Source organism: Luteimonas sp. R10, assembly GCF_045689605.1.
Taxonomy (GTDB): domain Bacteria; phylum Pseudomonadota; class Gammaproteobacteria; order Xanthomonadales; family Xanthomonadaceae; genus Luteimonas.
In genome coordinates, this window is sequence record NZ_CP141262.1 from 2,742,993 (window position 1) to 2,764,933 (window position 21,941).

24 protein-coding genes, 2 tRNA genes and 1 pseudogene are annotated in these 21,941 nt (G+C 68.0%); 9 read left to right on the top strand and 18 right to left on the bottom strand.

Translation table 11 applies throughout. The features are described from left to right. Positions 1 to 12: 12 nt before the first annotated feature. From U3649_RS11965 to U3649_RS11980, 4 genes are all read right to left on the bottom strand, one after another. Positions 13 to 678 (bottom strand): SAM-dependent methyltransferase, encoded by a 666-nt coding sequence (locus U3649_RS11965; protein WP_407351552.1) that lies wholly within the window; start codon positions 676 to 678, stop codon positions 13 to 15. Next, entirely contained in the window at positions 675 to 2,033 is a 1,359-nt protein-coding gene (locus U3649_RS11970) for an APC family permease (RefSeq protein ID WP_407351553.1), read from the bottom strand. The genes U3649_RS11965 and U3649_RS11970 overlap by 4 nt, the downstream gene beginning before the upstream one ends. Positions 2,034 to 2,326: 293 nt before the next feature. Continuing rightward, a tRNA-Glu gene (locus U3649_RS11975) sits at positions 2,327 to 2,402 on the bottom strand. Positions 2,403 to 2,448: 46 nt separating this feature from the next. Beyond that, positions 2,449 to 2,524 (bottom strand) — tRNA-Ala (locus U3649_RS11980). A 243-nt stretch (positions 2,525 to 2,767) separates the two neighbouring features. Between U3649_RS11980 and U3649_RS11985 the strand changes: the two genes are divergently transcribed. The 7 genes from U3649_RS11985 (at position 2,768) to U3649_RS12015 (ending at position 10,255) form a co-directional block, all read left to right on the top strand. After that, positions 2,768 to 3,232 carry a CopL family metal-binding regulatory protein gene (locus tag U3649_RS11985; RefSeq protein WP_407351554.1) on the top strand — a complete coding sequence of 155 codons (465 nt, stop codon included), beginning with the start codon at positions 2,768 to 2,770 and terminating at the stop codon, positions 3,230 to 3,232. A 126-nt stretch (positions 3,233 to 3,358) separates the two neighbouring features. Then, the gene (locus tag U3649_RS11990) at positions 3,359 to 5,203 is read left to right on the top strand and encodes a copper resistance system multicopper oxidase (RefSeq protein WP_407351555.1); all 1,845 of its coding nucleotides are present in this window, start codon (positions 3,359 to 3,361) and stop codon (positions 5,201 to 5,203) included. Between the two features lie 11 nt (positions 5,204 to 5,214). Continuing rightward, positions 5,215 to 6,243, top strand: coding sequence for a copper resistance protein B (locus U3649_RS11995; protein ID WP_407354607.1), 1,029 nt, complete (start codon positions 5,215 to 5,217; stop codon positions 6,241 to 6,243). A gap of 150 nt (positions 6,244 to 6,393) precedes the next feature. After that, positions 6,394 to 6,930 (top strand): DUF411 domain-containing protein, encoded by a 537-nt coding sequence (locus tag U3649_RS12000; RefSeq protein WP_407351556.1) that lies wholly within the window; start codon positions 6,394 to 6,396, stop codon positions 6,928 to 6,930. Positions 6,931 to 7,041: 111 nt separating this feature from the next. After that, the gene (locus tag U3649_RS12005) at positions 7,042 to 7,440 is read left to right on the top strand and encodes a heavy metal-responsive transcriptional regulator (RefSeq protein ID WP_407351557.1); all 399 of its coding nucleotides are present in this window, start codon (positions 7,042 to 7,044) and stop codon (positions 7,438 to 7,440) included. After that, positions 7,437 to 9,776: a heavy metal translocating P-type ATPase gene (locus tag U3649_RS12010; protein ID WP_407351558.1), complete on the top strand. Its 2,340-nt coding sequence runs from the start codon at positions 7,437 to 7,439 to the stop codon at positions 9,774 to 9,776. The genes U3649_RS12005 and U3649_RS12010 overlap by 4 nt, the downstream gene beginning before the upstream one ends. Positions 9,777 to 9,952: 176 nt before the next feature. Continuing rightward, on the top strand, positions 9,953 to 10,255 hold the full coding sequence (locus tag U3649_RS12015; RefSeq protein ID WP_407351559.1) for a DUF3653 domain-containing protein: 303 nt from the start codon (positions 9,953 to 9,955) through the stop codon (positions 10,253 to 10,255). A 150-nt stretch (positions 10,256 to 10,405) separates the two neighbouring features. Here U3649_RS12015 and U3649_RS12020 read toward each other — a convergent pair whose 3' ends face one another. From U3649_RS12020 to U3649_RS12050, 7 genes are all read right to left on the bottom strand, one after another. Then, the gene (locus tag U3649_RS12020; protein WP_407351560.1) at positions 10,406 to 11,560 is read right to left on the bottom strand and encodes a zonular occludens toxin domain-containing protein; all 1,155 of its coding nucleotides are present in this window, start codon (positions 11,558 to 11,560) and stop codon (positions 10,406 to 10,408) included. Beyond that, positions 11,557 to 11,850 (bottom strand): DUF2523 family protein, encoded by a 294-nt coding sequence (locus tag U3649_RS12025; protein ID WP_407351561.1) that lies wholly within the window; start codon positions 11,848 to 11,850, stop codon positions 11,557 to 11,559. The genes U3649_RS12020 and U3649_RS12025 overlap by 4 nt, the downstream gene beginning before the upstream one ends. Position 11,851: 1 nt before the next feature. Then, positions 11,852 to 13,081 (bottom strand): hypothetical protein, encoded by a 1,230-nt coding sequence (locus U3649_RS12030; RefSeq protein WP_407351562.1) that lies wholly within the window; start codon positions 13,079 to 13,081, stop codon positions 11,852 to 11,854. Between the two features lie 125 nt (positions 13,082 to 13,206). Further along, on the bottom strand, positions 13,207 to 13,419 hold the full coding sequence (locus U3649_RS12035) for a hypothetical protein (RefSeq protein ID WP_407351563.1): 213 nt from the start codon (positions 13,417 to 13,419) through the stop codon (positions 13,207 to 13,209). A gap of 20 nt (positions 13,420 to 13,439) precedes the next feature. Further along, entirely contained in the window at positions 13,440 to 13,646 is a 207-nt protein-coding gene (locus U3649_RS12040) for a hypothetical protein (protein WP_407351564.1), read from the bottom strand. A gap of 49 nt (positions 13,647 to 13,695) precedes the next feature. After that, positions 13,696 to 13,962, bottom strand: coding sequence for a single-stranded DNA-binding protein (locus tag U3649_RS12045; protein ID WP_407351565.1), 267 nt, complete (start codon positions 13,960 to 13,962; stop codon positions 13,696 to 13,698). A 141-nt stretch (positions 13,963 to 14,103) separates the two neighbouring features. Beyond that, complete coding sequence (locus U3649_RS12050) at positions 14,104 to 14,724, bottom strand: hypothetical protein (RefSeq protein ID WP_407351566.1); 621 nt, start codon at positions 14,722 to 14,724, stop codon at positions 14,104 to 14,106. A 493-nt stretch (positions 14,725 to 15,217) separates the two neighbouring features. Between U3649_RS12050 and U3649_RS12055 the strand changes: the two are divergent. Then, positions 15,218 to 15,397, top strand: a pseudogene (locus U3649_RS12055) (helix-turn-helix domain-containing protein); the annotation flags it as partial. A 209-nt stretch (positions 15,398 to 15,606) separates the two neighbouring features. On the opposite strand, the gene U3649_RS12060 reads toward U3649_RS12055, so the two are convergent. After that, positions 15,607 to 17,268 (bottom strand): ABC1 kinase family protein, encoded by a 1,662-nt coding sequence (locus tag U3649_RS12060; protein ID WP_407351567.1) that lies wholly within the window; start codon positions 17,266 to 17,268, stop codon positions 15,607 to 15,609. 136 nt (positions 17,269 to 17,404) lie between these two features. Beyond that, positions 17,405 to 17,953 carry a hypothetical protein gene (locus U3649_RS12065; protein WP_407351568.1) on the bottom strand — a complete coding sequence of 183 codons (549 nt, stop codon included), beginning with the start codon at positions 17,951 to 17,953 and terminating at the stop codon, positions 17,405 to 17,407. Between the two features lie 221 nt (positions 17,954 to 18,174). Between U3649_RS12065 and U3649_RS12070 the strand changes: the two genes are divergently transcribed. Beyond that, the gene (locus tag U3649_RS12070; protein ID WP_149193500.1) at positions 18,175 to 18,411 is read left to right on the top strand and encodes a hypothetical protein; all 237 of its coding nucleotides are present in this window, start codon (positions 18,175 to 18,177) and stop codon (positions 18,409 to 18,411) included. 159 nt (positions 18,412 to 18,570) lie between these two features. Here the strand turns inward: U3649_RS12070 and U3649_RS12075 are convergent, their stop codons facing one another. The 5 genes from U3649_RS12075 to lolA form a co-directional block, all read right to left on the bottom strand. Then, positions 18,571 to 18,927: a DUF190 domain-containing protein gene (locus tag U3649_RS12075; protein WP_407351569.1), complete on the bottom strand. Its 357-nt coding sequence runs from the start codon at positions 18,925 to 18,927 to the stop codon at positions 18,571 to 18,573. Beyond that, positions 18,924 to 19,349 (bottom strand): fluoride efflux transporter FluC, encoded by a 426-nt coding sequence (locus tag U3649_RS12080; protein ID WP_407351570.1) that lies wholly within the window; start codon positions 19,347 to 19,349, stop codon positions 18,924 to 18,926. Before U3649_RS12080 ends, U3649_RS12075 begins: the two co-directional genes overlap by 4 nt. Beyond that, the gene (locus tag U3649_RS12085; protein WP_407351571.1) at positions 19,349 to 19,735 is read right to left on the bottom strand and encodes a fluoride efflux transporter FluC; all 387 of its coding nucleotides are present in this window, start codon (positions 19,733 to 19,735) and stop codon (positions 19,349 to 19,351) included. The genes U3649_RS12080 and U3649_RS12085 overlap by 1 nt, the downstream gene beginning before the upstream one ends. Then, entirely contained in the window at positions 19,732 to 21,105 is a 1,374-nt protein-coding gene (locus U3649_RS12090; protein WP_407351572.1) for a replication-associated recombination protein A, read from the bottom strand. The genes U3649_RS12085 and U3649_RS12090 overlap by 4 nt, the downstream gene beginning before the upstream one ends. A 194-nt stretch (positions 21,106 to 21,299) precedes the next feature. After that, positions 21,300 to 21,929: an outer membrane lipoprotein chaperone LolA gene (gene lolA, locus U3649_RS12095; RefSeq protein WP_407351573.1), complete on the bottom strand. Its 630-nt coding sequence runs from the start codon at positions 21,927 to 21,929 to the stop codon at positions 21,300 to 21,302. Between the last annotated feature and the right edge of the window lie 12 nt (positions 21,930 to 21,941).

A 21,941-nucleotide genomic window follows, 5' to 3' on the forward strand; every position in this document is an offset into this window, starting at 1 on the left:
AACGGCGGACGCTCAGCGTTGCGGCACCGTCCACATGTAGATGTTGCTGCCGTCCACTTCCTCGGTGTACTCGGGTTCCCATTCGTCGGCCATGTCGAAGGCGTGGCTGACGATGCGCGTGCCCGGCTTCAGTTCGCTCAGCAGCTTCGGCCGCAGCTTCACGTTCAGGCTTTGCAGCAGGTACAGCGTGACCACCGACGCCTCGCCGATGTCGGCCTCGAACAGGTCCTCCTCGCGGAATGTCACCCGATCGGCCACGCCGGCCTCCTCGGCATTCTCGTTGGCCTCGCGGATGCGCACCGGGTTGATGTCGATGCCCACCGCGCGCACGCCGTAGTCCTTGGCCGCGGTGATCGCGATGCGGCCGTCGCCGGAGCCCAGGTCGTAGAGCACGTCGTCTTCCTGGAGGTTGACCAGTTCGAGCATCCGGTCGACCACGGGTTGCGGGGTCGGCACGTAGATCACGTCCGGCTCGCGCTTGGGGCGCGGCGCGTTCTCGTCCATCGCGTACGGCGAATCGGGTTCGGTGTCCGCGGTCACCGCGTCCATCGAGGCGACCTCGTCCTGCGTCGCTTCGGGCTCGACGACCGGATCGTAGGCGGTCACGGCACTTTCGCCGCAGGCGGACACCAGCGGGATCAGCAGCAACAGGCAGGCGATCGACGGGATCGTTTTCATGTAGGCGACTCCTGGGGTGGGTGGATCGGTTTCAGGTACAGCAGCAGCAGTCCTCCGGCCGCCAGCACGCCGACCCCGACCAGGGCGCCGATGCCGGTGTAGGCCAGGCTGGAGTACAGCAGATAGCCGCTGGTGGCGCAGAACAGCAACGGCAGCAGCGGATACAGCGGCACCCGGAACGGCCGCGGCAGGTCCGGGTCCCGCCGCCGCAGCACGAACAGCGACACGCCGACCAGCAGGAAGAACAGCCAGAACACGGGCGCGGTGTATTCCACCGCGGTGCGGAAGCCGTCGCGGGCGATCGCGCCGAGGCCGACCAGCAGCAGCGCCAGGCCGCCCTGCACCAGCATCGCCGTGCGTGGAGAGCCGCTGCGCGCGTCCCAGCGGCCGATGAAAGCCAGGGCAGGGAAGTCGCGGCCCACCGCGTAGACGCCGCGCGCGCCGGTGATCAGGGTGGCGTTGGCCGAAGTCAATGCCGCGGCGACCACCAGCGCGCTCATGAAGATCGCGCCGTGTCCGCCGAACAGGCGGCGCATGGCGTCTGCGGCAACGGCGTCGGACTCCGCCATTCCCGCCAAGCCCAGCACGCGCAGGTAGGCCAGGTTGACCAGCAGGTACAGTGCGGTGATGGCGATCAGGCTGAGCGTCAGAACCCGCGGCATCCAGCGCCGCGCGTCGCGAACCTCGGCGGTCACGTAGACCGCCTCGTTCCAGCCGCCGTAGGTCAGCAGTACGAACACCAGGACCAGGCCGATCGCGCTGTCGCCGCCGGCGGTGGCGACCGGTGCGGCATCGGCGGGCGCAAGCAGCAGGGCCGCGGCGACGATCAGGCAGATGCCGACGATCTCGATCACCGTGAGCCAGTTCTGCGCGCGGGTGCCCTGGCGCACCCCGAGCCAGTTGAGCGTGGTCAGCACGATCACGGCGGCGGCCGCGAACGGCGCCGATGCCCAGTCGCCGAGCCCGAACAGCTGCGCCAGGTAGTCGCCGATCACGAAGGTGAGCACGGCCACCGACCCGGTCTGGATCACCGCCAGCCGTGCCCAGGCGTAGAGAAAGGCGGGGCGTGGGCCGTAGGCGCGGCGCAGATAGGCGTAGTCGCCGCCGGCCTGGGGATAGGCGGTCGCGAGCTCGGCGTAGCACAGCGCGCCGACGATCGACAGCAGTCCGCCGACGGCCCAGGCCGCGAGCATGACCGCCTCGCTGCCGGACGCGCCCGCGACCAGGGAAGGTGTACGGAAAATGCCGGCACCGACGACGATGCCGATCGTGATCGCGAATGCCTCGCGTGCGCGCAGGGTAGGGCGGGGCAGGGCCGCGGCCGCGGAGAGCCGCCGCTGTTCGCGCGGGTCCATGATGCTCCGGACGAGGGCGATGCGCCGGCACGCCGCACCGCGTGGATGTCGGTCGATTGAAACAGCCGAAAGATTCGGATCCTGTGAACGCGACGGCGTTCGCTGGCGGGCGCGGGTGGCGGCCACTGGAGACGGGTGCGCGCCGCGTGGCATTTGTGGGAGCGACGGGAGTCGCGACGCCGCGAAGATATGCCCCCGTCGCGACTTCCGTCGCTCCCACGGGAGCCGATTGCACCCGGGGAACCGGATAAACACGGGACCCGCCATGGCGGTCCCGTGCGGTTCGTCGTAAATGGCGTCCCCACGGGGATTCGAACCCCGGTCGCCACCGTGAAAGGGTGGTGTCCTAGGCCTCTAGACGATGGGGACGCGGATGCCGCGTTGCGGTTGCCGACCGGCCTTTGGGCGGAAACCGTGGTGGAGCCAGGCGGGATCGAACCGCCGACCTCCTGCATGCCATGCAGGCGCTCTCCCAGCTGAGCTATGGCCCCACGTGTGGAAGCGCGAAATTGTAGTGGCGCCATGATCGGGGCGTCAACTGGGAATGCGTCGACAGGTTCAAATGACCTGTCGGCCTGCGGGAGCGGCGGAGGCCGCGGCAAGCCTTCGTTCGCCAGGTCGCGACTCCCGTCGCTCCCACAAGGGACTTGCGAGTTCGGCCTGCGTGAATGACGACGGCATTCACTCGAGACGTCCCTTTACCTGTTTCCGGTCCCGCCGGTTAACATGACGCCATGTCCGCCTGGTCCAGCCTGCTGCGCGTGTTGCTCTGCCTCGGCCTGATCCTGAACGGATCGGGTTACGCGCTGGCATCCGCGTCGATGCCGATGGCGCATTCGATCGCTGCCGCTGCCGCCGCGCCGTCCGCCCAGACTCCGGCGAAGGCGGATGTGCCTTGCCACCAGAAAAATCACGGCACCAGCGCGTCCGCTGCCATGGTGGGCCATTCCCCGTCGCCCGCGAGCCTGCCGATCGCCGAATCGCCGAACGACGAGCCGCCCGCCGAGACGCCGGACCTCGCCTGCGATTGTTGCGAGTCGGGCCTGTGCCGCGGCGGCTGCCTGCATCATGGCCAGGCCGCGGTGGCCGCCGCTTCGCATTACCCCCAGGGGCCCGCGCACGACTGCAGCGCCCGGCCCGCGAAACCCGGCCACGCCTCTCCGGCGCTTCCGCATCTGATGCGACCTCCGATCGCCTGACCGTCCGGCGCCGATGGCGCCGTTCGCATGCGTTCCGGCCGCCGCGATGCGAGCCGACCGGTGCGCATGTGCATGTCCGGCGTCCAGTGACGACGCCGTTCCCCGACGATCTCACGGAGTTCACCCATGCCATTCGACCCCACCCATCCGGGGCAGGGCGCGCCGGTCAGGCCGTCCCGCCGCCGCTTCGTCCAGGGACTCGCCGCGGGCGGCGCGATCGCCGGCCTCGGCCTGTGGTCCAGGCCCGGCTGGGCGCTGAAGTCGCCCGGCCACGAGACCGTGCTCGCCGGCACCGAGTTCGACCTGGTCATCGGCGAGACGCCGATGAACATCACCGGCCGCACCCGGCCGGCGATCACCGTCAACGGCTCGCTGCCGGCACCGGTGCTGCGCTGGCGCGAAGGCACCACGGTGAACCTGCGCGTGGCCAACGCGCTGCCGCGCGATTCCATCCATGGCCATTCGACCTCGATCCACTGGCACGGCATCCTGCTGCCGGCAAACATGGACGGGGTGCCCGGCCTCAGCTTCGACGGCATCCAGCGCGGCGAGGCCTACCACTATCGGTTCGACGTACGCCAAGGCGGCACCTACTGGTACCACAGTCATTCCGCCTTCCAGGAGCAGGCCGGCCTGTACGGCGCGCTGATCATCGATCCTGCCGAGCCCGAGCCGTTCGCCTACGACCGCGACTACGTGGTCCTGCTCAACGACTGGACCGACCTGGATCCGGTGGCGCTGTTCGCACGGCTGAAGAAGATGTCCGAGCACGACAACTACTACCAGCGCACCGTCGGCGACTTCTTCCGCGACGTGTGCCGCGACGGCTTCGAGGCGACGGTCGCCGATCGCCGCGTGTGGGGGCAGATGCGGATGTCGCCGTCGGACCTGTCCGACGTCAACGCCCACACCTACACCTACCTGATGAACGGCACGACCTCGCTGGGCAACTGGACCGCGCTGTTCCGGTCCGGCGAGAAGGTCAGGCTGCGCTTCATCAACGGTTCGGCGATGACGCATTTCGACGTGCGCATTCCGGGGCTGAAGATGACCGTGGTCGCCGCAGACGGCCAGAACGTGCATCCGGTGACGGTCGACGAATTCCGCATCGCGGTCGCCGAGACCTTCGACGTGATCGTCGAACCCTCGGGCCAGGATGCCTACACGATCTTCGCCCAGGACATGGGCCGCACCGGCCATGTCAGCGGCACCCTGGCGGTGCGCGAAGGCCTGCGTGCGCCGGTGCCGGCCGTCGATCCCCGCCCGCTGCTCACCATGGGCGACATGGGGCACGGCGGCATGCACCACGGCGGGCACGATATGCCGGGGTCGGGCGCGAGCGGCGACGCACGGGAGGAACATGCCGGCCACGACATGGCTTCGATGCAAGGCATGGATCACGGCGGCCACGGCATGCCGGCCGCGCGGGAGCACGCGGCGGGGGAGATGCAGCAACACCCCGCCAGCGAGACCGGCAATCCGCTGGTCGACATGCAGACCATGTCGCCGGCGCCGAAGCTCGACGATCCCGGCATCGGCCTGCGCGGCAACGGCCGCAAGGTCCTGACCTACGGCGCGCTCCGGAGCCTGTTCGAGGACCCGGACGGCCGCGACCCGGGCCGCACCATCGAGTTGCACCTGACGGGCCACATGGAGAAGTTCGCCTGGTCGTTCGACGGCATCAAGTTTTCGGACGCCGAGCCGCTGCGCCTGAACTACGGCGAGCGCATGCGTATCGTCCTGGTCAACGACACGATGATGACCCATCCCATCCACCTGCACGGCATGTGGAGCGACCTCGAGGACGAGCGGGGCGACTTCCTGGTGCGCAAGCACACCATCGACATGCCGCCGGGCAGCCGGCGCAGCTACCGCGTCCGCGCCGACGCGCTGGGACGCTGGGCCTACCACTGCCATCTGCTCTACCACATGGAAGCCGGCATGTTCCGCGAAGTGCGGGTGGAGGAATGAACGCCATGCGCATGAAGACCTATCGCCCAACGACGCTGGTGCTGGCGGTCGCGCTCGGTATTGTGCTGCCGAGCGGTGCCGTGGCCGCGCAGGAGACGGCGCACGACCATTCCGCGATGAAGCAGAATCGGCCGAAGGCCGGACACGATCATTCGGCGATGGAGACGGACCGTTCGAAGACCGAACACGATCATTCGGAAATGAAGCACGATCGCCCGCAAACGGAACACCATTCGAAGATGCAACACGGGCAGTCCGACACGGAGCACGACCATTCCGCCACGCAGGACGACCACGCGGCGATGGGCCACGCTCCGCCCGCGGCCGAGCCCAGGGAACCGGTTCCGGCACTCACCGACGCCGACCGCCGGGCGGCGTTTCCCGACGTCGCCGGTCACAGCGTGCACGACGATGCCGCCCATTCGTATTTCCTGCTCGACCGCCTGGAAGCCTGGGACGCGGACCCCGGCACGGGCATGGCATGGGAAGGGCAGGGCTGGATCGGCCGCGACCTCGACCGGCTGTGGCTGCGCAGCGAGGGCGAGCGTCACCGCGGCGCGACCGAGTCGGCGAGCCTCGAAGCGCTCTACGGCCGCAGCGTGTCGCCTTGGTGGGACGTGGTCGCGGGCGTCCGCCACGACTTCGCGCCCGACGCGTCGCAGAGCTTCGTGGCGGTCGGCGTGCAGGGACTGGCGCCGCAGTGGTTCGAGGTCGAGGCCACCGCCTACCTGGGCGAGGGCGGCCAGACCGCTGCGCGCCTGGAGGTTGAATACGAATTGCTGCTGACCAACCGTCTGATCCTGCAGCCGCAGCTGGAGGCCGCCTTCTTCGGCAAGGACGATGCCGCGCGCGGCATCGGATCGGGACTGGGCACGGCCGAGGCGGGGCTGCGCCTGCGCTACGAGTTCACCCGCCAGTTCGCGCCCTACGTCGGCATCGTGCACGAGCGTGCGTTCGGCGATACCGCCGACCTGCGCCGCGCCGAATCGGAAGACGTCGACGATACCCGCGTGGTCGCGGGCGTGCGCATTTGGTTCTAGGCATGAACACCGCCCTTGTGGGAGCGACGGCAGTCGCGACATCGAATCGTCCGAAGCCGCGGTGTCGCGACTGCCGTCGCTCCCACAGTGCACGGAAAACCGCTTCAACCTGATCCTGCCGGCGGGGCCGGCTCTGCCTCGGAGGAATCCATGTCGTACAACCGCATTGCACTGATCGCCATCCTGCTGGCCTCGCTGTCCGCGATCACCGCCTGTGCGCAGGCGACCGATGCCGGCGGCGCGAACGCCGGCACCGCCGCGGCCGGGATCGCGGCGAACGCCTTGCCGCCGGTCGTGGTCCACAAGAGCCCCGTCTGCGGCTGCTGCACGCACTGGGTCGACCATCTGCGGCAGTCCGGCTTCGAGGTCGAGGTCCGCGGCGTCGACGACCTGGGCCCGGTGAAGACCCGGGTCGGCGTCCCGCCCGGCAAGGGCTCGTGCCACACGGCCGAGGTCGCAGGCTATTTCGTCGAAGGCCACGTGCCCGCCGGCGACATCAGGCGCCTGCTGGCCGAGCGGCCCGACGCTCGCGGCCTGACGTTGCCCGGCATGCCGCTCGGCTCGCCGGGGATGGAAGTGCCCGACGGCACGGTGCAGCCTTATGCGGTCGAGCTGGTGGCGCACGACGGCACGACCGGCGTGTTTGCCCGGCATGGCGGGGAAGACGCGGAAGCGACATCGCCGTGAACCGTCGCCCGGCACGGGATTCGTACGATTCGGGGCTTGACTCTGGACCAGGGTCCAGGCTGCAGACTCCCCGCGACGCCACATCCGGCCGGAAATCGTACGAAGAACGAGATGAAGATCGGTGAACTCGCCCGCCGCGCGGAAGTCGGCATCGACACCCTGCGCTACTACGAACGCGAAGGCCTGCTGCCGCCGCCGCGGCGGCTCGCGTCTGGCTATCGCAGCTACGGCGAGGACGACCTGGCGCGGCTGCATTTCATCCGCCGCGCCAAGACGCTCGGCTTCACCCTGGCCGAGATCCGCGACCTGCTGGCGCTGTCGGGCCGGCGCGAAGACGACATGGCGGGCATGAAGGCTGCGGCCGCCGACAAGCTGGTCGATGTCGAGACCAGGCTCGCCGAACTCGACCGCATCCGCGACGGCCTGAAGGCATTGCTGGCGTCCTGCCCGGGTCACGGCGCGCTGGCGCAGTGCCCGATTCTCCACGCGCTCGACGAGGACACCCCATGAACTCACGCTCCGATCCTTCCCATTGCGCGCATGGCCCTGCCAACGAGGCGCGGCAGGGCGCGGACACGACCACCGATCCGGTCTGCGGCATGCAGGTCGATCCGCTTTCGACGGCGCACCATGCGAGCCACGCCGGCACGGAATTCCATTTCTGCTCGGCGCGCTGCCGCGAGCGCTTCGTGGCGGACCCCGGGAAGTACCTGGCGCCGCAGGCCGAGCCGCCGGCAGCGCCGCCCGGCGCGATCTACACCTGCCCGATGCATCCCGAGATCCGCCGGCAGGGGCCGGGCACCTGCCCGATCTGCGGCATGGCGCTGGAGCCGGAAATGCCGAGCCTGGAAGAGGACGACAACCCGGAACTGCGCGATTTCGGCCGGCGCTTCTGGTGGACGCTGCCGCTCACCCTTGTGGTGCTGGTGCTGGCGATGTTCGGCCAGCGCATCGGCGGGCTTCCGGTCGAGGTGCGCACCTGGCTGGAACTGGCGCTGAGCACGCCGGTGGTGCTGTGGGCGGGCCTGCCGTTCTTCCAGCGCTGCCTGCAGTCGATCCGCAACCGCAGCCCCAATATGTGGACGCTGATCGGGATCGGCGTCGGGGCCGCGTTCGGCTACAGCGTGGTCGCGACCGTCGCCCCGGATCTGTTTCCCGCTTCGTTCCACGATCACGGCCGCGTCGGCGTGTATTTCGAGGCGGCGGCGGTGATCGTCTCGCTGACGCTGCTCGGCCAGCTGCTGGAACTGCGCGCGCGTTCCAGGACCTCGGCGGCGATCAAGGCGCTGCTGGGGCTGGCGCCGAAGACCGCGCGCCGGATTTCCGACGACGGCAGCGAGGAGGACATCCCGCTCGGGCACGTGCATCCCGGCGACCGCCTGCGCGTACGGCCGGGCGAGAAGGTGCCGGTGGACGGTGTGGTCGACGACGGCCGTTCCCATGTCGACGAGTCGATGCTGACCGGCGAGCCGATGCCGGTGGAAAAGCAGCCGGGCGAGCGGGTCATCGGCGCCACCCTCAACGGGACCGGCAGCCTGGTGATCCGCGCGGAGAAGGTGGGCGCGGACACCGTGCTGTCGCAGATCGTGCAGCTGGTGGCGCAGGCGCAGCGGACGCGCGCACCGATGCAGCGCATGGCCGACAAGGTCGCGCGCTGGTTCGTGCTGACGGTCCTGGCGGTGGCGGTGCTGTCGCTGTTCGGCTGGGGCCTGTTCGGTCCCGAGCCATCGTGGACCTACGCCGTGCTCAACGCCGTCTCGGTGCTGATCATCGCCTGTCCGTGCGCGCTCGGCCTCGCCACGCCGATGTCGATCATGGTCGCCAGCGGCCGTGCGGCGCAGGCCGGCGTGCTGTTCCGCGACGCCGAGGCGATCGAGCGGCTGCGCCGGATCGACACCCTGATCGTCGACAAGACCGGCACCTTGACCGAGGGACGTCCCGCTTTCCGCGACGTGACGGCGGCGGAAGGCTTCGAGCCCGACCGGGTGCTGCAGCTCGCCGCCAGCCTGGAGCAGGGCAGCGAGCACCCGCTGGCGGAAGCCATCCTCGCCGAGGCACGCGAGCGCGGCCTCGGGTTCGAGCGTACCGAGGACTTCGACTCGGTCACCGGCCGCGGCGTGCGCGGACGCGCCGGCGGGCACGACCTGGCGCTGGGCAACGCCGCCCTGATGGCCGAGGTCGGCGGCGACGTCCAGGCGCTCGCCGACGCCGCCGAGCGCTGGCGCGGGCAGGGCGCGACGGTGGTGTTCCTGGCCGCCGACGGCCGCGTCGCCGGCGCGATCGCGGTCGCCGATCCGGTCAAGGCGACCACGCCGCACGCGCTCGACGAACTGCGCGCCGCGGGGATCCGCATCGTCATGGCGTCCGGCGATGCGCAAGGCACGGCCGCGGCGGTGGCGAGCACGCTCGGCATCGAGGAGGTCCACGGCGAGGTGCGTCCGCAGGACAAGGCCGAGCTCGTGCAGCGCCTCAAGCGCGAGGGCCGCAGCGTGGCCATGGCCGGCGACGGCATCAACGATGCACCTGCGCTGGCCGCGGCGGACGTCGGCATCGCCATGGGCACCGGCACCGACGTGGCCATGTCCAGCGCGCAGGTGACCCTGGTCAAGGGCGACCTGGGCGGGATCCTCCGCGCCCGCGCCATCTCCGAGGCGACGGTCGGCAACATGAAGCAGAACCTGGGCTTCGCCTTCCTCTACAACGCGTTCGGCGTACCGATCGCCGCGGGCGCGCTGTATCCGGCGTTCGGCCTGCTGCTCAGCCCGATGATCGCCGCCCTGGCGATGAGCCTGAGTTCGGTCTCGGTCGTCGGCAACGCGCTGCGGCTGGCGGGGAGGGAGGAATAGTCAGCTATCCAGAAGTCGGGGAACACGCCCCACGCCCGCGATCAGCAGCCTAGAGGCCTCACAGCCACACCACCTGAGTTTACATAAGGTACATTATGCGAAGTTATGGATCCGGGCACGGATCCTCACCGCCCGGTTGCTACGGTCGATCGCCCGCCTGCTGCAAGGAGGCCGCCATGGTCGAGTGCTGGCACTGTAAGGCCGAATCCCCGACCGAACACTACGACCGGGTCGTGCACAACCGCTGCGCGCTGCACGGCCCTTGGAAAGGCTGGCGACTAGCCGGCCGGGATCTGGTATCGCCAACGGGCGTCAGGATGAGCCCACAACGCCTCGAGGGGCTCGCGTGGCGGCTCGAGCTCGAGCAGCGCCGGGAGGCACGGAAAATGGCGGCGCGGATCCGCGAAGGCAAAAAGCGCGTGCGGGTCGTCGTGGTCGACCTGGACGATTACCGGCACCAAGGCATCGCCGCAGCCTGAAATCGGCCGGCCGAAGGGCAATCTGAACCAAACATAACCGATAAATGAACAAAACATAACTGGCACGATTCTTGCCTTATTGACAAGTGCATGCCAGTTATGCTTGCGGTTTGAGATTTGAGTGCGGCGATCGCCAGTTTACTGCAGGAATCAGAAATCGCGCGTCTCGTACTCCGGCGTCGGTAGCCCGAACTGGCCGTAGCCGGCAACCTCAGCGAAGCCCAACGCCTGGCCAGGACCTGGCGCCGACGCCGAGGGTGCCCTGGTGGCCGGCGCCTGGTCAACGGCCGCTACGGGCGCCAGAGCGGGCGTGTAAGCCTGCTGGCGCCGGTAGGGGTTGTAGGGGCCACCGTTGCGCGCCACGAGCCGACAGCTCGCCTCCGCCATGTTGAAGCGGGTGCCCTGCTCTGTCAGGCAGGTGCAACCACCTTCGCCGTACTGGCCATCGCCACCCAGGCCGGGCTCGCTGACCATGCAGTACACCTGCGGATCGGCAACCACGGCGCGCTGGTCGTAGATCGGAGCGGTCCAGGGCATCGAGGCGATGCGTGCCTTGTGATCGGTCAGGTACGCGTCAAGGCTTTCCCATTTCGGTGCGGTGCTGTCCGGCGAACCCCCTCCGCTACCGCTCGGGGTCCCGCCGGACAGCATCGATGCGGATGAGGTGGTGCCCATCGCGCTCAACGTCTCGATCTTGCTGGTGTAGCTGAGCTTGAGGACGTACAGCAGGATCGCGAAGAAGACAGCGGTGCCCAAGAGATATTTCGCCCAAGTGGGGATGCGCCGCTTGGTCGTATCGAACGTGGTACTGGTGTAGAACTGGAAGATATCGTTCGGCCGAATCCATGTCTGAATGTCGCCGCAGTGCGCAGCGACGTTGCCCTGATACTTGTCCCAGCGGCGCAGGTTCGTCTTACGCGTGCCCCATTGCCGGCGCACGTGGATGTGTTCGTCATACAGACCGCGCAGGAACGGGTCCAGCTGCAAGCCCTGCTGCGCGATCAGGATGAAGTCGAAACCGCGATGCCGATGCCGCGCCATGGCCTCCACGTGAGCCGGCACAGCCGAGGCCGCGTTGCGGTTCGGGAAGGTGCTGTAGCACTCGTCGATCAACACGACGGAGCGGTCGGGCAACTCCTCCCACTTCTTCGGGTCCTCGAGACGCTTGAAGCCGATGCGGTCGTAGTCGAGGTCCTTGACGCCGTGGGCGTAGACCTCCCTGCCTTCCTTCACCAGCTCGCGCGCGCGGACAAGGCCGTAGGCGGTTTTTCCATGACCGGGCTGCCCGGTCAGCAATAGCATCATGTCGAACTCCCTATGCGGCGCAGTAGAAGCCGCTGCGTCGCTTTTGCCGCAGCAGCGGAAATGACGATCGTGCACACGACATCGAGGCCGAGCGCACCGAAGTAAGCGACGAGAACCCCCGGCAGACCGAAGAGCTTCGATTGGATGATGCCGAGCAGCGCCGGCATCGCCACGGTGTGGGTGAAGAAGCCGATGCCGAGAGCGAGCAGCACGCGGCCGACGATGCCGGGCAGGTACTGCCGCAACGCGTTGATGAGGGCAGCAACGAGCGCGCCGATGATCGCGGGCATATCAGTTCCTCGTCAGCCAGAAGACAGTACCGATGGTCGCGAACAGGATGAAAAGCGCCTTGACCATGTCGATGTACTCGCACCACTGCGGCGGCGGCGATGCGAGGACGGACGCGAAGCCCTGCGTGAGCGCGCTACCGCCGCCACCGGGAATGCCGATGCAGCTGCCGCCGCTAAAACCGGAGAAATCAAGTTCACTGCCATCGATCACGCCACCGTCGCGGATCACGTCGGTGTCGTCGGGTGAGCTGCCCTCACCCGGGTTCTGGGTCATGCCATCGACCTTCGTCCAAGCGGGCTGATCGCCGTTGCCCGGACCGGTGCCCGTGCCCTGCTTCTCAACAGCGCAGCGCGTCGCCCACGTCTGGTAAGCGATCTGCGCGAGGATCGGGTCACCGGTGCTCGAGGGCGGTGAACCGCAGTTGCCACCACCGCCGCTCGTGTTGCCGTTGCCGGAGCCGGACCCAGGCTCGCCGCACGCTGGCTGTCCTTCCCCGCCGCAGTTGCCATCCTCGTCAGGCTTTCCATCCGAACCACCACCGCCCTGCCCTGGGTTGTTCGGCGACGGATCGCTGCCATCGCTACTACCATCGCCATCACCATCGGGTGGCGACTGACTTGGCGGCGTGGACGGGAAGCCACCCGAACCGGCAGAGCAAGTTTGACCATTAGGATCCCAGCTCGCGCTATACCAAGCCGTCTGACCGTCAATCACTTGCTCAATGCACGCGAAGCCGGTGCATTCGAAAACGCAACCGTCTTTACAGATCGACGGAAAGCCGCCGCCAGTACTCGCTCCATACCACGTGCCCTCACCCAAGCCAGGGCGATTCGCGCAGGTCTGCTCCGCCAGGTACTGACGCGCCACATTGGCAACACCACCACCTGCACCCGTGCACGGACCATCGATACCCGAACGCCGCACATTCAAGCTCACGCGGAAGTAAGCGCCATAAAGCGAATGGCTATGTGACGTGATAACCGGCGGGCAAATCGTGTCGACACTACCCGAAATGAACTGCTGTGCACGCTGCTGCGCGGCTGCGAACGCTTCTCCCTCATCCGGGCACCAGGGCGCCGCCGTGGTCTGGCTGTAACAGTTTAAATAGTCCGGCACCTGCTGCGCATGCGCGTTGCCGATGCCAAGAAATGAAAGCAGCGCGTACACCGCCAGCCCGGTCACGATCCACACGATGCGACGCACGACGGTACGGGCGATGTAGCGCTTCATCACATCAGCTCCCGAACGCCAGCCAGACCGCGCCGAGCATCGCAATCATCACGAAATAGCCTTCCATCCGAGTTCTCCAAGCAAAGAGGGCCGGGAAGCCCGGCCCTCGTGGGTGGGTACAGCGATCAGCCGCCCGACGCCTTCTTGCCGCTGCGGATCAGCAGGATGATGCCGCTGCAGGTCAGCACGATCGCGCCGATCAACAGCAGTTCGGCAGTGTCGACGCCACCAGTCACGGCGTCGGCGAGCGCACCCGCATTCGCCATGCCCGCGACGGTCATCGCGGTCACACCGGCGGCGAGCTTGCCCGAGGTCGAGGTGAAAAAGTTCTTGCGCATGTTGGGACTCCATTGGTTGGTCAGGTTGAAGTGGTACGACGCGCCTGCTTGATGAAAAAGCCGATGGCCCAAGCGCCGCCGATCACGGCGGAGAGAGCGATACCTTCGGCTACCGAGAGCGCAGGCAAACCCGGTTTGGGGCCCCAGAAAACAGCGACGCATTCGCCGGTCGTGGCGTTGTAGTCCGCTGCCTTGCAGTACGGGACTAGAAGTTCGTCGGTTTCCATGGGGCGATTCCTCCGGCCCACCCGCCGCAAGCGACGGGCGGGCCGTCTATCACTTGGCGGGGACCGGGGTCAGCTCGAGCGTGCGGCGCAGCTGCACAGAACCGAACTGCGAGACGTTGAGGTTCTTCGCGAAATCGAGCAGGTACTTCCCGACCTTGTGCGGGTCGTTCTTGCCCAGATCGAGACGCACCGGCTGCTTGCGGTCCGGGGCTTCGATCACTGCAGCCTGTTCGCGAATCTCCCAGTCTTTGCCGTTCTTGGTGCCGGACTTCCGGATGACTTCTTCGCTGGTGATGGTGATGGTGACGTTGCTCATAGTTAGGGGTCTCAGGTCAGGTTTGAGGAAAGAGCCGAAAGAAAAAGGGACGGGTAGGGTCAAGAATGGAGAGCCGCCGGACGGCTCCGCCTCTTGCCTACCCGCCCCGAAGGTTCTTCAGTCGGCGAGTGCTCGGGTAACTCAGGCGCCGTGTCCGAGCAGCACGGCTTGTTGCTGGTGTGTCTCGAAGTCCGGCACCGGGGGAGTCCAGGCGCCGTAGTTGGCGGAGAAATCAACCTCACCGCCCTTCGTGACGTATTTGCTTACGTAGGCTGCGATGTCGCGCTGCGAGCGCGGTCGTTCGAGCCTGTTGAATCCGAATTCGTCGAGCCACCAGCGATGCCATCTGCTGATGCGCGTGAGGTTCCAGAGGTCGTTGCGCGGGGCGCTGAGGATCGCGTGGAAGTGCAGACGCCCGTCCTTGTGGAACTCCTGTCCCCTCGCCCACTGCAGGCCGCGGTGCCACTTGTAGCCCCAGCTGCGCCCGTAGATGTCGCCGTTGATCTTGCTGACGAAGACGCGGAACGCTTTGTCGGCTGCCTCGGGGTGCATGCCACCTCGAGCAGAGACTCGAGGAACCTCAACCGTTGCTCCGGTGTACTTGTCGGTGAAGCGTCGGTATGGGCGAAAAGTGAGAGTTGCAAACAGGTGTGCCGGGTAGCGCTCAAGAACGGAAGCCCAGGCATCTGGTGCCCGGGTGTCCGGCTTGCCGTAGAGCTCCGGTTGGTCCTCGAGGTCGACATGACCACGCTCACGGAGCATCGCCCTGCCCTGCTCTCTCGGTGTCCGTAGTCACGTCGAGGTCAGAGGCGAAAAGCGGGTCAGCAGGAGGCTGTGTCGGCGATCGGTCAGGGCAGCCGAGAATTCCAATCGGGCCGGCTTGCACGCTGTGCGGGGGAAGCGGTTCGGCAGCCCGCGGTGCGGGCTCGGGGCTTCGGGAAACGTAATTGCGAGACGCGATGTACGCGGCGGTCTCAGCATGACCCTGCGCGGCGCGGCACCAGTCAGCGGCGAGATCTGCACGCCCCTGCTCTTCGAACATAGCAGCGCGCTTACACGCGGCTTCGGTCATGCGGCCAAGGCGAGCGACTTCAGCCCGGGCCCAACTCAGATGACTGTCCATTCCCCATCCCCTGCCCTAGCGCCCTAGAACGCCCTCCCCCGGCTAGGGCACCGGGTTCGGGCGGTGCCCAACGCCGTTGGGCACAGAGAGCGTTATAAAGGGGTTGGACACTATGGTCAAGGGGTTTGAGCAGTGCAGATCAACGACATCATCGACAAGGCAAAGACGGCCGCGAATTGCACCAGCGATCGCGCGTTCGCCAAGCACCTTGGCCTCAGCCACGGGACCGTGGCGAACTGGCGGAGCGGCTACAGCCTCCCCGACACGGTTACCTGCGAACGCCTCGCAGGTCTAACCGGAATCCCCCTGGCCAAAGTCCTCGGAATCGTCGGCGAAGCCAGGGCGATCAGTCGCGAAGAGAAGGCGGTGTGGCGGAAGCTGGCGGCGACCGCCTCGCTGCTGGTGCTGGCCTCTGCCCTTTCGCTCGAGGCGCACGCCGGGACGCTAGAAGCCTCTGTTCAGGCGGGTCCCTCGGTACATTATGCGAAATTAAGTCTCCAGCCAAGCAGTACCGATCGTCCTCAATCCCGCGGCCCCCGCTCCTCCCAGGGCTTCGCCTTGCGGTCGCTGCGCAAGGCCGAGATCACGAGGGCGACCGCCATCACCGCCGCCAGGAGGAACAGCACCAAGGCGAAAGCGGGATAACCGAACAGCGTGGTCTCGGTTTCCACCTGGGTCAGCATGGCGGCACCGATCACCAGTGCGGCGGTGATGATGCCGGCACAGACGCGGTTGGCGATCTTCTGCAGGCTCTCCATCAGGTGCGATTCCTCCAGTCCCGCGACCTGGATGCGCAGCCGGTTGTCGGCGAGCAGCGACAGGATGTCGGCGGCCTTCCGCGGCGCTCCGCGCAGGAGCGACTGCGTTTCGAGCGCCTCCATGCCCAGTCGCCGTGGCGACAGCGAAGAACCCAGGCGTTGGCGCATGATCTCGTAGGCGTGCTGCTCGACCGATGCCTTGACGTTGAACTCCGGATCCAGCGCGTCGGCCACCGCCTCCAGGTTGAGCAACGTCTTGCCCAGGAGCGTGGTCTCCACCGGCATCCGCAGATTGCAGGTCATCCCGACCCGCGCGAGTTCGAGCAGTAGCGTGCCTTCCGAGAACCCCTGGCGTTCCGAGCGCACCGCGTACCTGGCCACGAGCTGCCCGACCTCGTGCATGTAGCGCGCGTCGTCGAAGCGCTCCAGGCGGGTGCTGATCGCCGCCGCCTCCACTGCGACGTCCTCTCCCCTGCCGTCGACCGCGGCCAGCACGATCTTCAGCAGCCGCTCGCGCAGGCGTGGCGGCACGTGCGCGACCATGCCGAAATCGAGCAGCGCCAGCCGATGATCGTCGGTGAGCAGCACGTTGCCGGGGTGCGGGTCGGCATGGATCTCGCCGTGAACGAACACCTGGTCGAGATAGCCGGTCAGCAGCGCGGTCGCGAGCGGACGGAAATTGTGCTCCATGCGCTGCAGGCCGCTGATCTCGGTCACCTTGCGTCCTGCCACGTAGGCCATGGTGAGGACATGGGCCGAGCTGTAATCCCAGATCGGCGCGGGCACCAGCAACTCGGGATAGACCTGCAACCGCTCTCCGAAGCGCTCCAGGCTCTCCGCCTCCGCCACGTAGTCGAGCTCGGCCAGCAGCGACCGGCGCAGCTCCGCCACCAGATCGACGAAATGCATGCGCGCGCCCAGCGAGGTGAAGCGGTCGGCGCCGCTGGCGAAGGCCGCCAGCACCTCGAGATCGGCGACGATCTCGCGCTTGACCCCGGGCCGCTGGATCTTGACCGCCACCTCGCGCCCGTCGTGCAGCCGGGCGCGGTGCACCTGCGCGAGCGAGGCGGATCCGAGCGGAGCTTCGTCGATGTCGGCGAAGGCCTTGCTGAGCCTGACGCCCAGCTCCTGTTCCAGGATGGGGCGCAGCTCGCCGAACGGCAGCGGCTGCACGTCGTCCTGCATCCGCTCGAGCGCCTCCAGGTAGACCGGCGGCAGCGAATCGGTGCGCGTCGACAAGGCCTGGCCGATCTTGACGAAGGTCGGGCCGAGCCGTTCGAGATCGTCGACGAACGCGGCGGCGCCTGCGCGGTCGCCGCGCTGCGCGCGCGTCATCGTGCCGCCGAACACCCCCGAGCGGTAGTACTTGACCGCGAACTGCATGATCCGCGACGACCGATCCAGCCGGCCCAGATGCTCGAACATTCCTCACCTTCCGTTTTGGCGTGCACGGTGTCAGCACGTTCGTGAACGGAACGTGCTGCCGGGACCGGCACGACCGACATGCCGGACGACCGGGCGTCCCGCCGGCGGCCGGCGCAAGGCCGACCTGGCGCCCGCGCTATTCGGCCGGTACCGCGGGGCCGTGCACCGAAACCATCGACCATTTCCCCCACTGATCCTCGACATCGTGCCCGGCCGTTCGGTCGGCCCCGGCGTCCGCGGCATAGCGGTACAGCGGCTTGCCGTCGTAGGTGACGTGCAGTCCGCCATCCTGGCGCGGCATGGTCCCGAGCAGCTCCCGCTGCAGGCCGGATCCGGGCACCGGCTCCGCGTCCTCGACGGTCACCGGCGGCCAGGCCTCTTCGCAGGCGGCGTCGCAGCGGCTGCCATCGTCGTTGCCCTCCAGGACGTAGAGGGTCTGGCCCGCTGCATCGATCAGGTGCGCCGGATCCGTATCGGAGGCGGTGACGACCGCACGGCCGCCCTGCGCGCGCGGACCGCCGCTTTCCCCCGGCACCACTGCCTCGCCGGAAGGGCCGACATCCGCCCGGTAGCGAGAGGTCGATACGTCGTCGGCCTGCTGCTCCGCCGGGTCGCCGCGGCAGGCGGACAGCGCCAGCACCGTGGACAGGGCCAGCATCAGTACGGACTTCGAACAACGGATCATGGCTGCCTCCTCGAATGCCTCGCAGGACCGGAAGGCCCGCGTGAATCGAGTATCGGCACCACCGGCTCGCGATGGCGTGAACCGGACGTCGTTTTCATCCGGCATGAACGCTTCCGCCCGTGTTGGCAGCATGCAGCCCCCGCTGCCGCCCGTCATTTTCACCGGATGATCCCGGGCAAGGCTGCAGACTGATGCCACATCCGCTCCGGGAGGTGTTCCTGATGGCAACCTGCGATGTTTGCGGCAACCGCTACGACAAGGCGTTCCAGGTGACTCGTGGCGATCGGACCGGCACGTTCGACTCCTTCGAATGCGCGATCCACGCGTTCGCGCCGCAGTGCCCGCATTGTGGATGCCGGGTGGTCGGCCATGGCGTGGAAGACGACGGCAACGTCTACTGCTGCGCCCACTGCGCCCGGGAATCCGGCGTACAGGGCCTGGCGGATCGCACCAGCTGACGGCGAAAAGTTCTAGAGTAATTCCGTATCAAGTGTTTACAGGCTCGTCGCTCCCGCGCAGGCGGGAGCCCAAGGACTTTGCTGTGGCCGGAGTGAAAGTCCATGGATCCCCGCCTGCGCGGGGATGACGGCACTGCAAACACTCGGGGCAAAAATGCTCTAGTCGATGCCGCCGGCGTCGGGCCCGGTGCCGTCGTAGCGCACGACCTGCACCTTCTCGAGCGTGACCAGGCAACCGCCGAGCATGCCTTCGAGTGCGGGCAGGAAATCGCGGATGCGGGCTTCGGCGTCGACGATCTCGACCACGATCGGCAGATCGTCCGACAGCCGCAGGATCTTCGCCGTATGCAACCGACTGGAATGGCCGAAGCCCATCATGCCGCGCAGCACGGTGGCGCCGGCCAGGTGTCGTTCGCGCGCCGCCAGCACGATCGCCTCGTACAGGGGGCTGCCCACATGCTGGTCGCTTTCGCCGAGGAAGATCCGCAGCAGGGTGGATTCGGCGGGAATGTTCATGATGCGTGCTCCGGTTTGTCGCGGATCGGGCGCAGGGCCAGTCGTGCGCCGGCGAGATAGCCGGCGGCGACGGCCACGAGCCAGGCCGAGACCGAACCGAAGAGGATCGCCGCCGCCAGCGCATGCCGGCCCTGCAGCATGGCCTCGAGCAGTTCGATCGTGAACAGCGAGAACGTGGTGAAGCCGCCGCAGAAGCCCGCCATCACGAACTGGCGCTGCGCGGGGGACGCATCGAACCGGCTTCCGGGCGCGACCAGCGCCGCGTAGAACCCGATCAGCGCCGAGCCGGCGACGTTCGCGGCCAGCGTGCCCCAGGGGAAACCGGCACCACCGGCGCCCAGCGCGACCCCCGTTCCCCAGCGTGCACCCGCGCCCAGCGCGCTGCCGAGCGCGACCCATGCGGCGATCGGGATCCGCGTCATCATCGGGTCGCGAGCCAGTGCCCGGCGAACACCGCGCACAGGCCGGTCGCCAGCGACAGCAGCAGGTAGCCCGCGGCGCGGCGCACGCTGCCGTCGCGGGCCGGCAGCAATGTCTGCAGGCTGAGCGCGGAGACGGTGGTGTAGCTGCCCAGAACGCCCGCGCCCAGGCACAGCCAGAGCAGGCGCGACTGCACGGTGTCGGCATGTACGTCACCGATCAGCCAACCCGCCGCGAACGCGCCGCTGGCGTTGACGGCCAACGTACCCCAGGGAAAGGTTTCGCCGACGCGGCGCGCGATCCAGCCGGACACCGCATAGCGCAACGCGCCGCCGCCGGCGCCGCCGAGCATCACGCACAACAGCTGCAACCACCAGGGGGCGGTCATGATCCCTCGCCCTGCCCGCCCTCGTCGCGCGCCTGGCGCCGCAGGTCGCGCAGGCGGTCGAGCTTCTCCTTCAACTTCGATTCCAGCCCGCGCGCCACCGGCTCGTAGTAGACCCGCTCGCCCATCGCATCCGGGAAACCGGTCTGGTCGAGCGCGATCCCGCCTTCGGCGTCATGGTCGTACTGGTAGCCCTTGCCGTAGCCGAGCTGCTTCATCAGCCTGGTCGGCGCATTGCGGAAGTGCATCGGCACGTCGAGCGTGCCGTGCTCGCGGACATCGTGCTTGGCGGCGTTGAACGCGGCGTAGCCGGCGTTGGACTTGGCGGTGCTGGCGAGATACAGGACCAGCTGGGCGAGTGCGAGATCGCCTTCCGGGCTGCCGAGCCGATCGTACGTGTCCCAGGCGTCGATCGCCATCTGCAGCGCGCGCGGATCGGCCAGGCCGATGTCCTCCACCGCCATCCGTGTCAGTCGCCGCGCCAGGTAGCCGGGATCGCAGCCGCCGTCGAGCATGCGCGCAAGCCAGTACAGCGCGGCGTCTGGGTTGGAACTGCGCACGCACTTGTGCAGGGCCGAGATCTGGTCGTAGAACTGCTCGCCGCCCTTGTCGAAGCGGCGGGTGCGGTCGGCCAGTACCTGCTCGAGGACGGCATCGCTCACCGCCCCGCCCTGCTCCGCCGCGAGTTCGGCGGCGATCTCCAGCAACGTCAGGCCGCGGCGCACGTCGCCATCGGCGGCGGTCGCGATCAGCCGCAGTTGCGGATCGGCGACGACCAGGCCGCGCCCGCCGAGGCCGCGCTCGACGTCTTCCAGGGCCCGCTGCAGCGCGGCGGCGATGTCGTCCACCGAAACCGCCTCCATCACGTGCACGCGGCAGCGCGAAAGCAGCGCCGAATTCAGTTCGAACGAAGGGTTCTCGGTGGTGGCGCCGACGAACAGGATGGTGCCGCGCTCGATGTGCGGCAGGAAGGCGTCCTGCTGCGCCTTGTTGAAGCGGTGTGCCTCGTCGACGAACAGCACGGTGCGGCGTCCGCCGGCGAACAGTTGCTCGGCCTCGGCGAGCACCTTGCGCACCTCCGGAAGTCCCGAAAGCACGGCGGACACGGCGCGGAACTCGGCATCGGCGTAATGCGCAAGCAGCAGCGCGAGCGTGGTCTTGCCGCAGCCCGGAGGCCCCCACAGGATCATCGAGTGCACCCGGCCGGACTCGATCGACTGCCGCAGTGCCGACCCGGGAGCCAGCAGCCGGCGCTGGCCGACCATCTCGTCCAGCGTGCGCGGCCGCATGCGCTCGGCGAGCGGGCGCAGCGCCGCCCGATCCACACTCAGAAGATCGTCGCCGTCGTTCGGTCGGGGCCGGGGTTTGGACACTGCGGCATTCTACCGCCCGGGGCTCGGGACTCGGGACAGGGGCCTGCGCCTTGCCGATAGGCTGCCACCGTCAATCCCCAGCGAAAGCTGGGATCCAGCTAGGAAGCCGCGGAAAGGCAAAATGGATCCCGGCTTTCGCTGGGATGACCAGCAAGCGCATTGCGCTGGCCCGGCCCCGAGTCCCGAATTCCGTCTCAGATGTCGCCGACCACGTCGACGCCCTCGGGCGGATCGAACGTGAAGGTGCCGGCCGTGAAGGATGGATTCTTCTTCCAGCCGCTGAAGGCGATCTCCGTGCGCTGGCCGAGCGCGTCGACCACTTCCATCCGCGCCAGTCCGCCGGCGTTGAAGCCCAGTCGTGCCGACTGGAACCCGGCGTCGTCCGCGGTCTTCGGTGCGATGGCGAGCCACTGCAGGCCCTCGCTGTCGCCGGCCTCCTCGATCGTGTAGTCGCGGTCGAGCCGACCCGGCTCGATCAGCGCCGCCAGCGGGCTGTTGCGCTCCTCCGCGCTCTGCGGCTGTACGGTCACCTGCTCGAGATCCGGATCGTAGACCCAGACCTTGCTGCCGTCGGCGACGATCAACTGCGGATACGGCTTCTCGTACTCCCAGCGGAACAGGCGCGGCGCAGACAGCGCCACGCGGCCGCTGGAGCGCTCCTTGACCTGGCCGCGGCCGTCGTAGACGCGCTGGGCGAACTGGCCATCGAGGCCCTTGAGATCGCCGGTGAACTGGTCGAGCGCGTCGCGGGCGCCGCCGGCGAAGGCGCTGCCGGCGAAGCAGGCGGCTGCCGCGAAGGCGAGGAGGCGGGCGGTGCGGATCATGACGGTGCTCCG

What these genes read in the sequence shown, in the direction of transcription:
- U3649_RS12075 (WP_407351569.1), bottom strand. Translation starts at nt 18,927, where the DNA reads ATGAACATTCCCGCCGAATCCACCCTGCTGCGGATCTTCCTCGGCGAA.
- U3649_RS12025 (WP_407351561.1), bottom strand. Translation starts at nt 11,850, where the DNA reads ATGCCCGCGATCATCGGCGCGCTCGTTGCTGCCCTCATCAACGCGTTG.
- U3649_RS12070 (WP_149193500.1), top strand. Translation starts at nt 18,175, where the DNA reads ATGGCAACCTGCGATGTTTGCGGCAACCGCTACGACAAGGCGTTCCAG.
- U3649_RS12000 (WP_407351556.1), top strand. Translation starts at nt 6,394, where the DNA reads ATGTCGTACAACCGCATTGCACTGATCGCCATCCTGCTGGCCTCGCTG.
- U3649_RS11965 (WP_407351552.1), bottom strand. Translation starts at nt 678, where the DNA reads ATGAAAACGATCCCGTCGATCGCCTGCCTGTTGCTGCTGATCCCGCTG.
- U3649_RS12030 (WP_407351562.1), bottom strand. Translation starts at nt 13,081, where the DNA reads ATGAAGCGCTACATCGCCCGTACCGTCGTGCGTCGCATCGTGTGGATC.
- U3649_RS12020 (WP_407351560.1), bottom strand. Translation starts at nt 11,560, where the DNA reads ATGATGCTATTGCTGACCGGGCAGCCCGGTCATGGAAAAACCGCCTAC.
- U3649_RS12035 (WP_407351563.1), bottom strand. Translation starts at nt 13,419, where the DNA reads ATGCGCAAGAACTTTTTCACCTCGACCTCGGGCAAGCTCGCCGCCGGT.
- U3649_RS12050 (WP_407351566.1), bottom strand. Translation starts at nt 14,724, where the DNA reads ATGCTCCGTGAGCGTGGTCATGTCGACCTCGAGGACCAACCGGAGCTC.
- U3649_RS11995 (WP_407354607.1), top strand. Translation starts at nt 5,215, where the DNA reads ATGAAGACCTATCGCCCAACGACGCTGGTGCTGGCGGTCGCGCTCGGT.
- U3649_RS12040 (WP_407351564.1), bottom strand. Translation starts at nt 13,646, where the DNA reads ATGGAAACCGACGAACTTCTAGTCCCGTACTGCAAGGCAGCGGACTAC.
- U3649_RS12005 (WP_407351557.1), top strand. Translation starts at nt 7,042, where the DNA reads ATGAAGATCGGTGAACTCGCCCGCCGCGCGGAAGTCGGCATCGACACC.
- U3649_RS12045 (WP_407351565.1), bottom strand. Translation starts at nt 13,962, where the DNA reads ATGAGCAACGTCACCATCACCATCACCAGCGAAGAAGTCATCCGGAAG.
- U3649_RS11985 (WP_407351554.1), top strand. Translation starts at nt 2,768, where the DNA reads ATGTCCGCCTGGTCCAGCCTGCTGCGCGTGTTGCTCTGCCTCGGCCTG.
- U3649_RS12015 (WP_407351559.1), top strand. Translation starts at nt 9,953, where the DNA reads ATGGTCGAGTGCTGGCACTGTAAGGCCGAATCCCCGACCGAACACTAC.
- U3649_RS11990 (WP_407351555.1), top strand. Translation starts at nt 3,359, where the DNA reads ATGCCATTCGACCCCACCCATCCGGGGCAGGGCGCGCCGGTCAGGCCG.
- lolA (WP_407351573.1), bottom strand. Translation starts at nt 21,929, where the DNA reads ATGATCCGCACCGCCCGCCTCCTCGCCTTCGCGGCAGCCGCCTGCTTC.
- U3649_RS12080 (WP_407351570.1), bottom strand. Translation starts at nt 19,349, where the DNA reads ATGACGCGGATCCCGATCGCCGCATGGGTCGCGCTCGGCAGCGCGCTG.
- U3649_RS12060 (WP_407351567.1), bottom strand. Translation starts at nt 17,268, where the DNA reads ATGTTCGAGCATCTGGGCCGGCTGGATCGGTCGTCGCGGATCATGCAG.
- U3649_RS11970 (WP_407351553.1), bottom strand. Translation starts at nt 2,033, where the DNA reads ATGGACCCGCGCGAACAGCGGCGGCTCTCCGCGGCCGCGGCCCTGCCC.
- U3649_RS12065 (WP_407351568.1), bottom strand. Translation starts at nt 17,953, where the DNA reads ATGATCCGTTGTTCGAAGTCCGTACTGATGCTGGCCCTGTCCACGGTG.
- U3649_RS12010 (WP_407351558.1), top strand. Translation starts at nt 7,437, where the DNA reads ATGAACTCACGCTCCGATCCTTCCCATTGCGCGCATGGCCCTGCCAAC.
- U3649_RS12085 (WP_407351571.1), bottom strand. Translation starts at nt 19,735, where the DNA reads ATGACCGCCCCCTGGTGGTTGCAGCTGTTGTGCGTGATGCTCGGCGGC.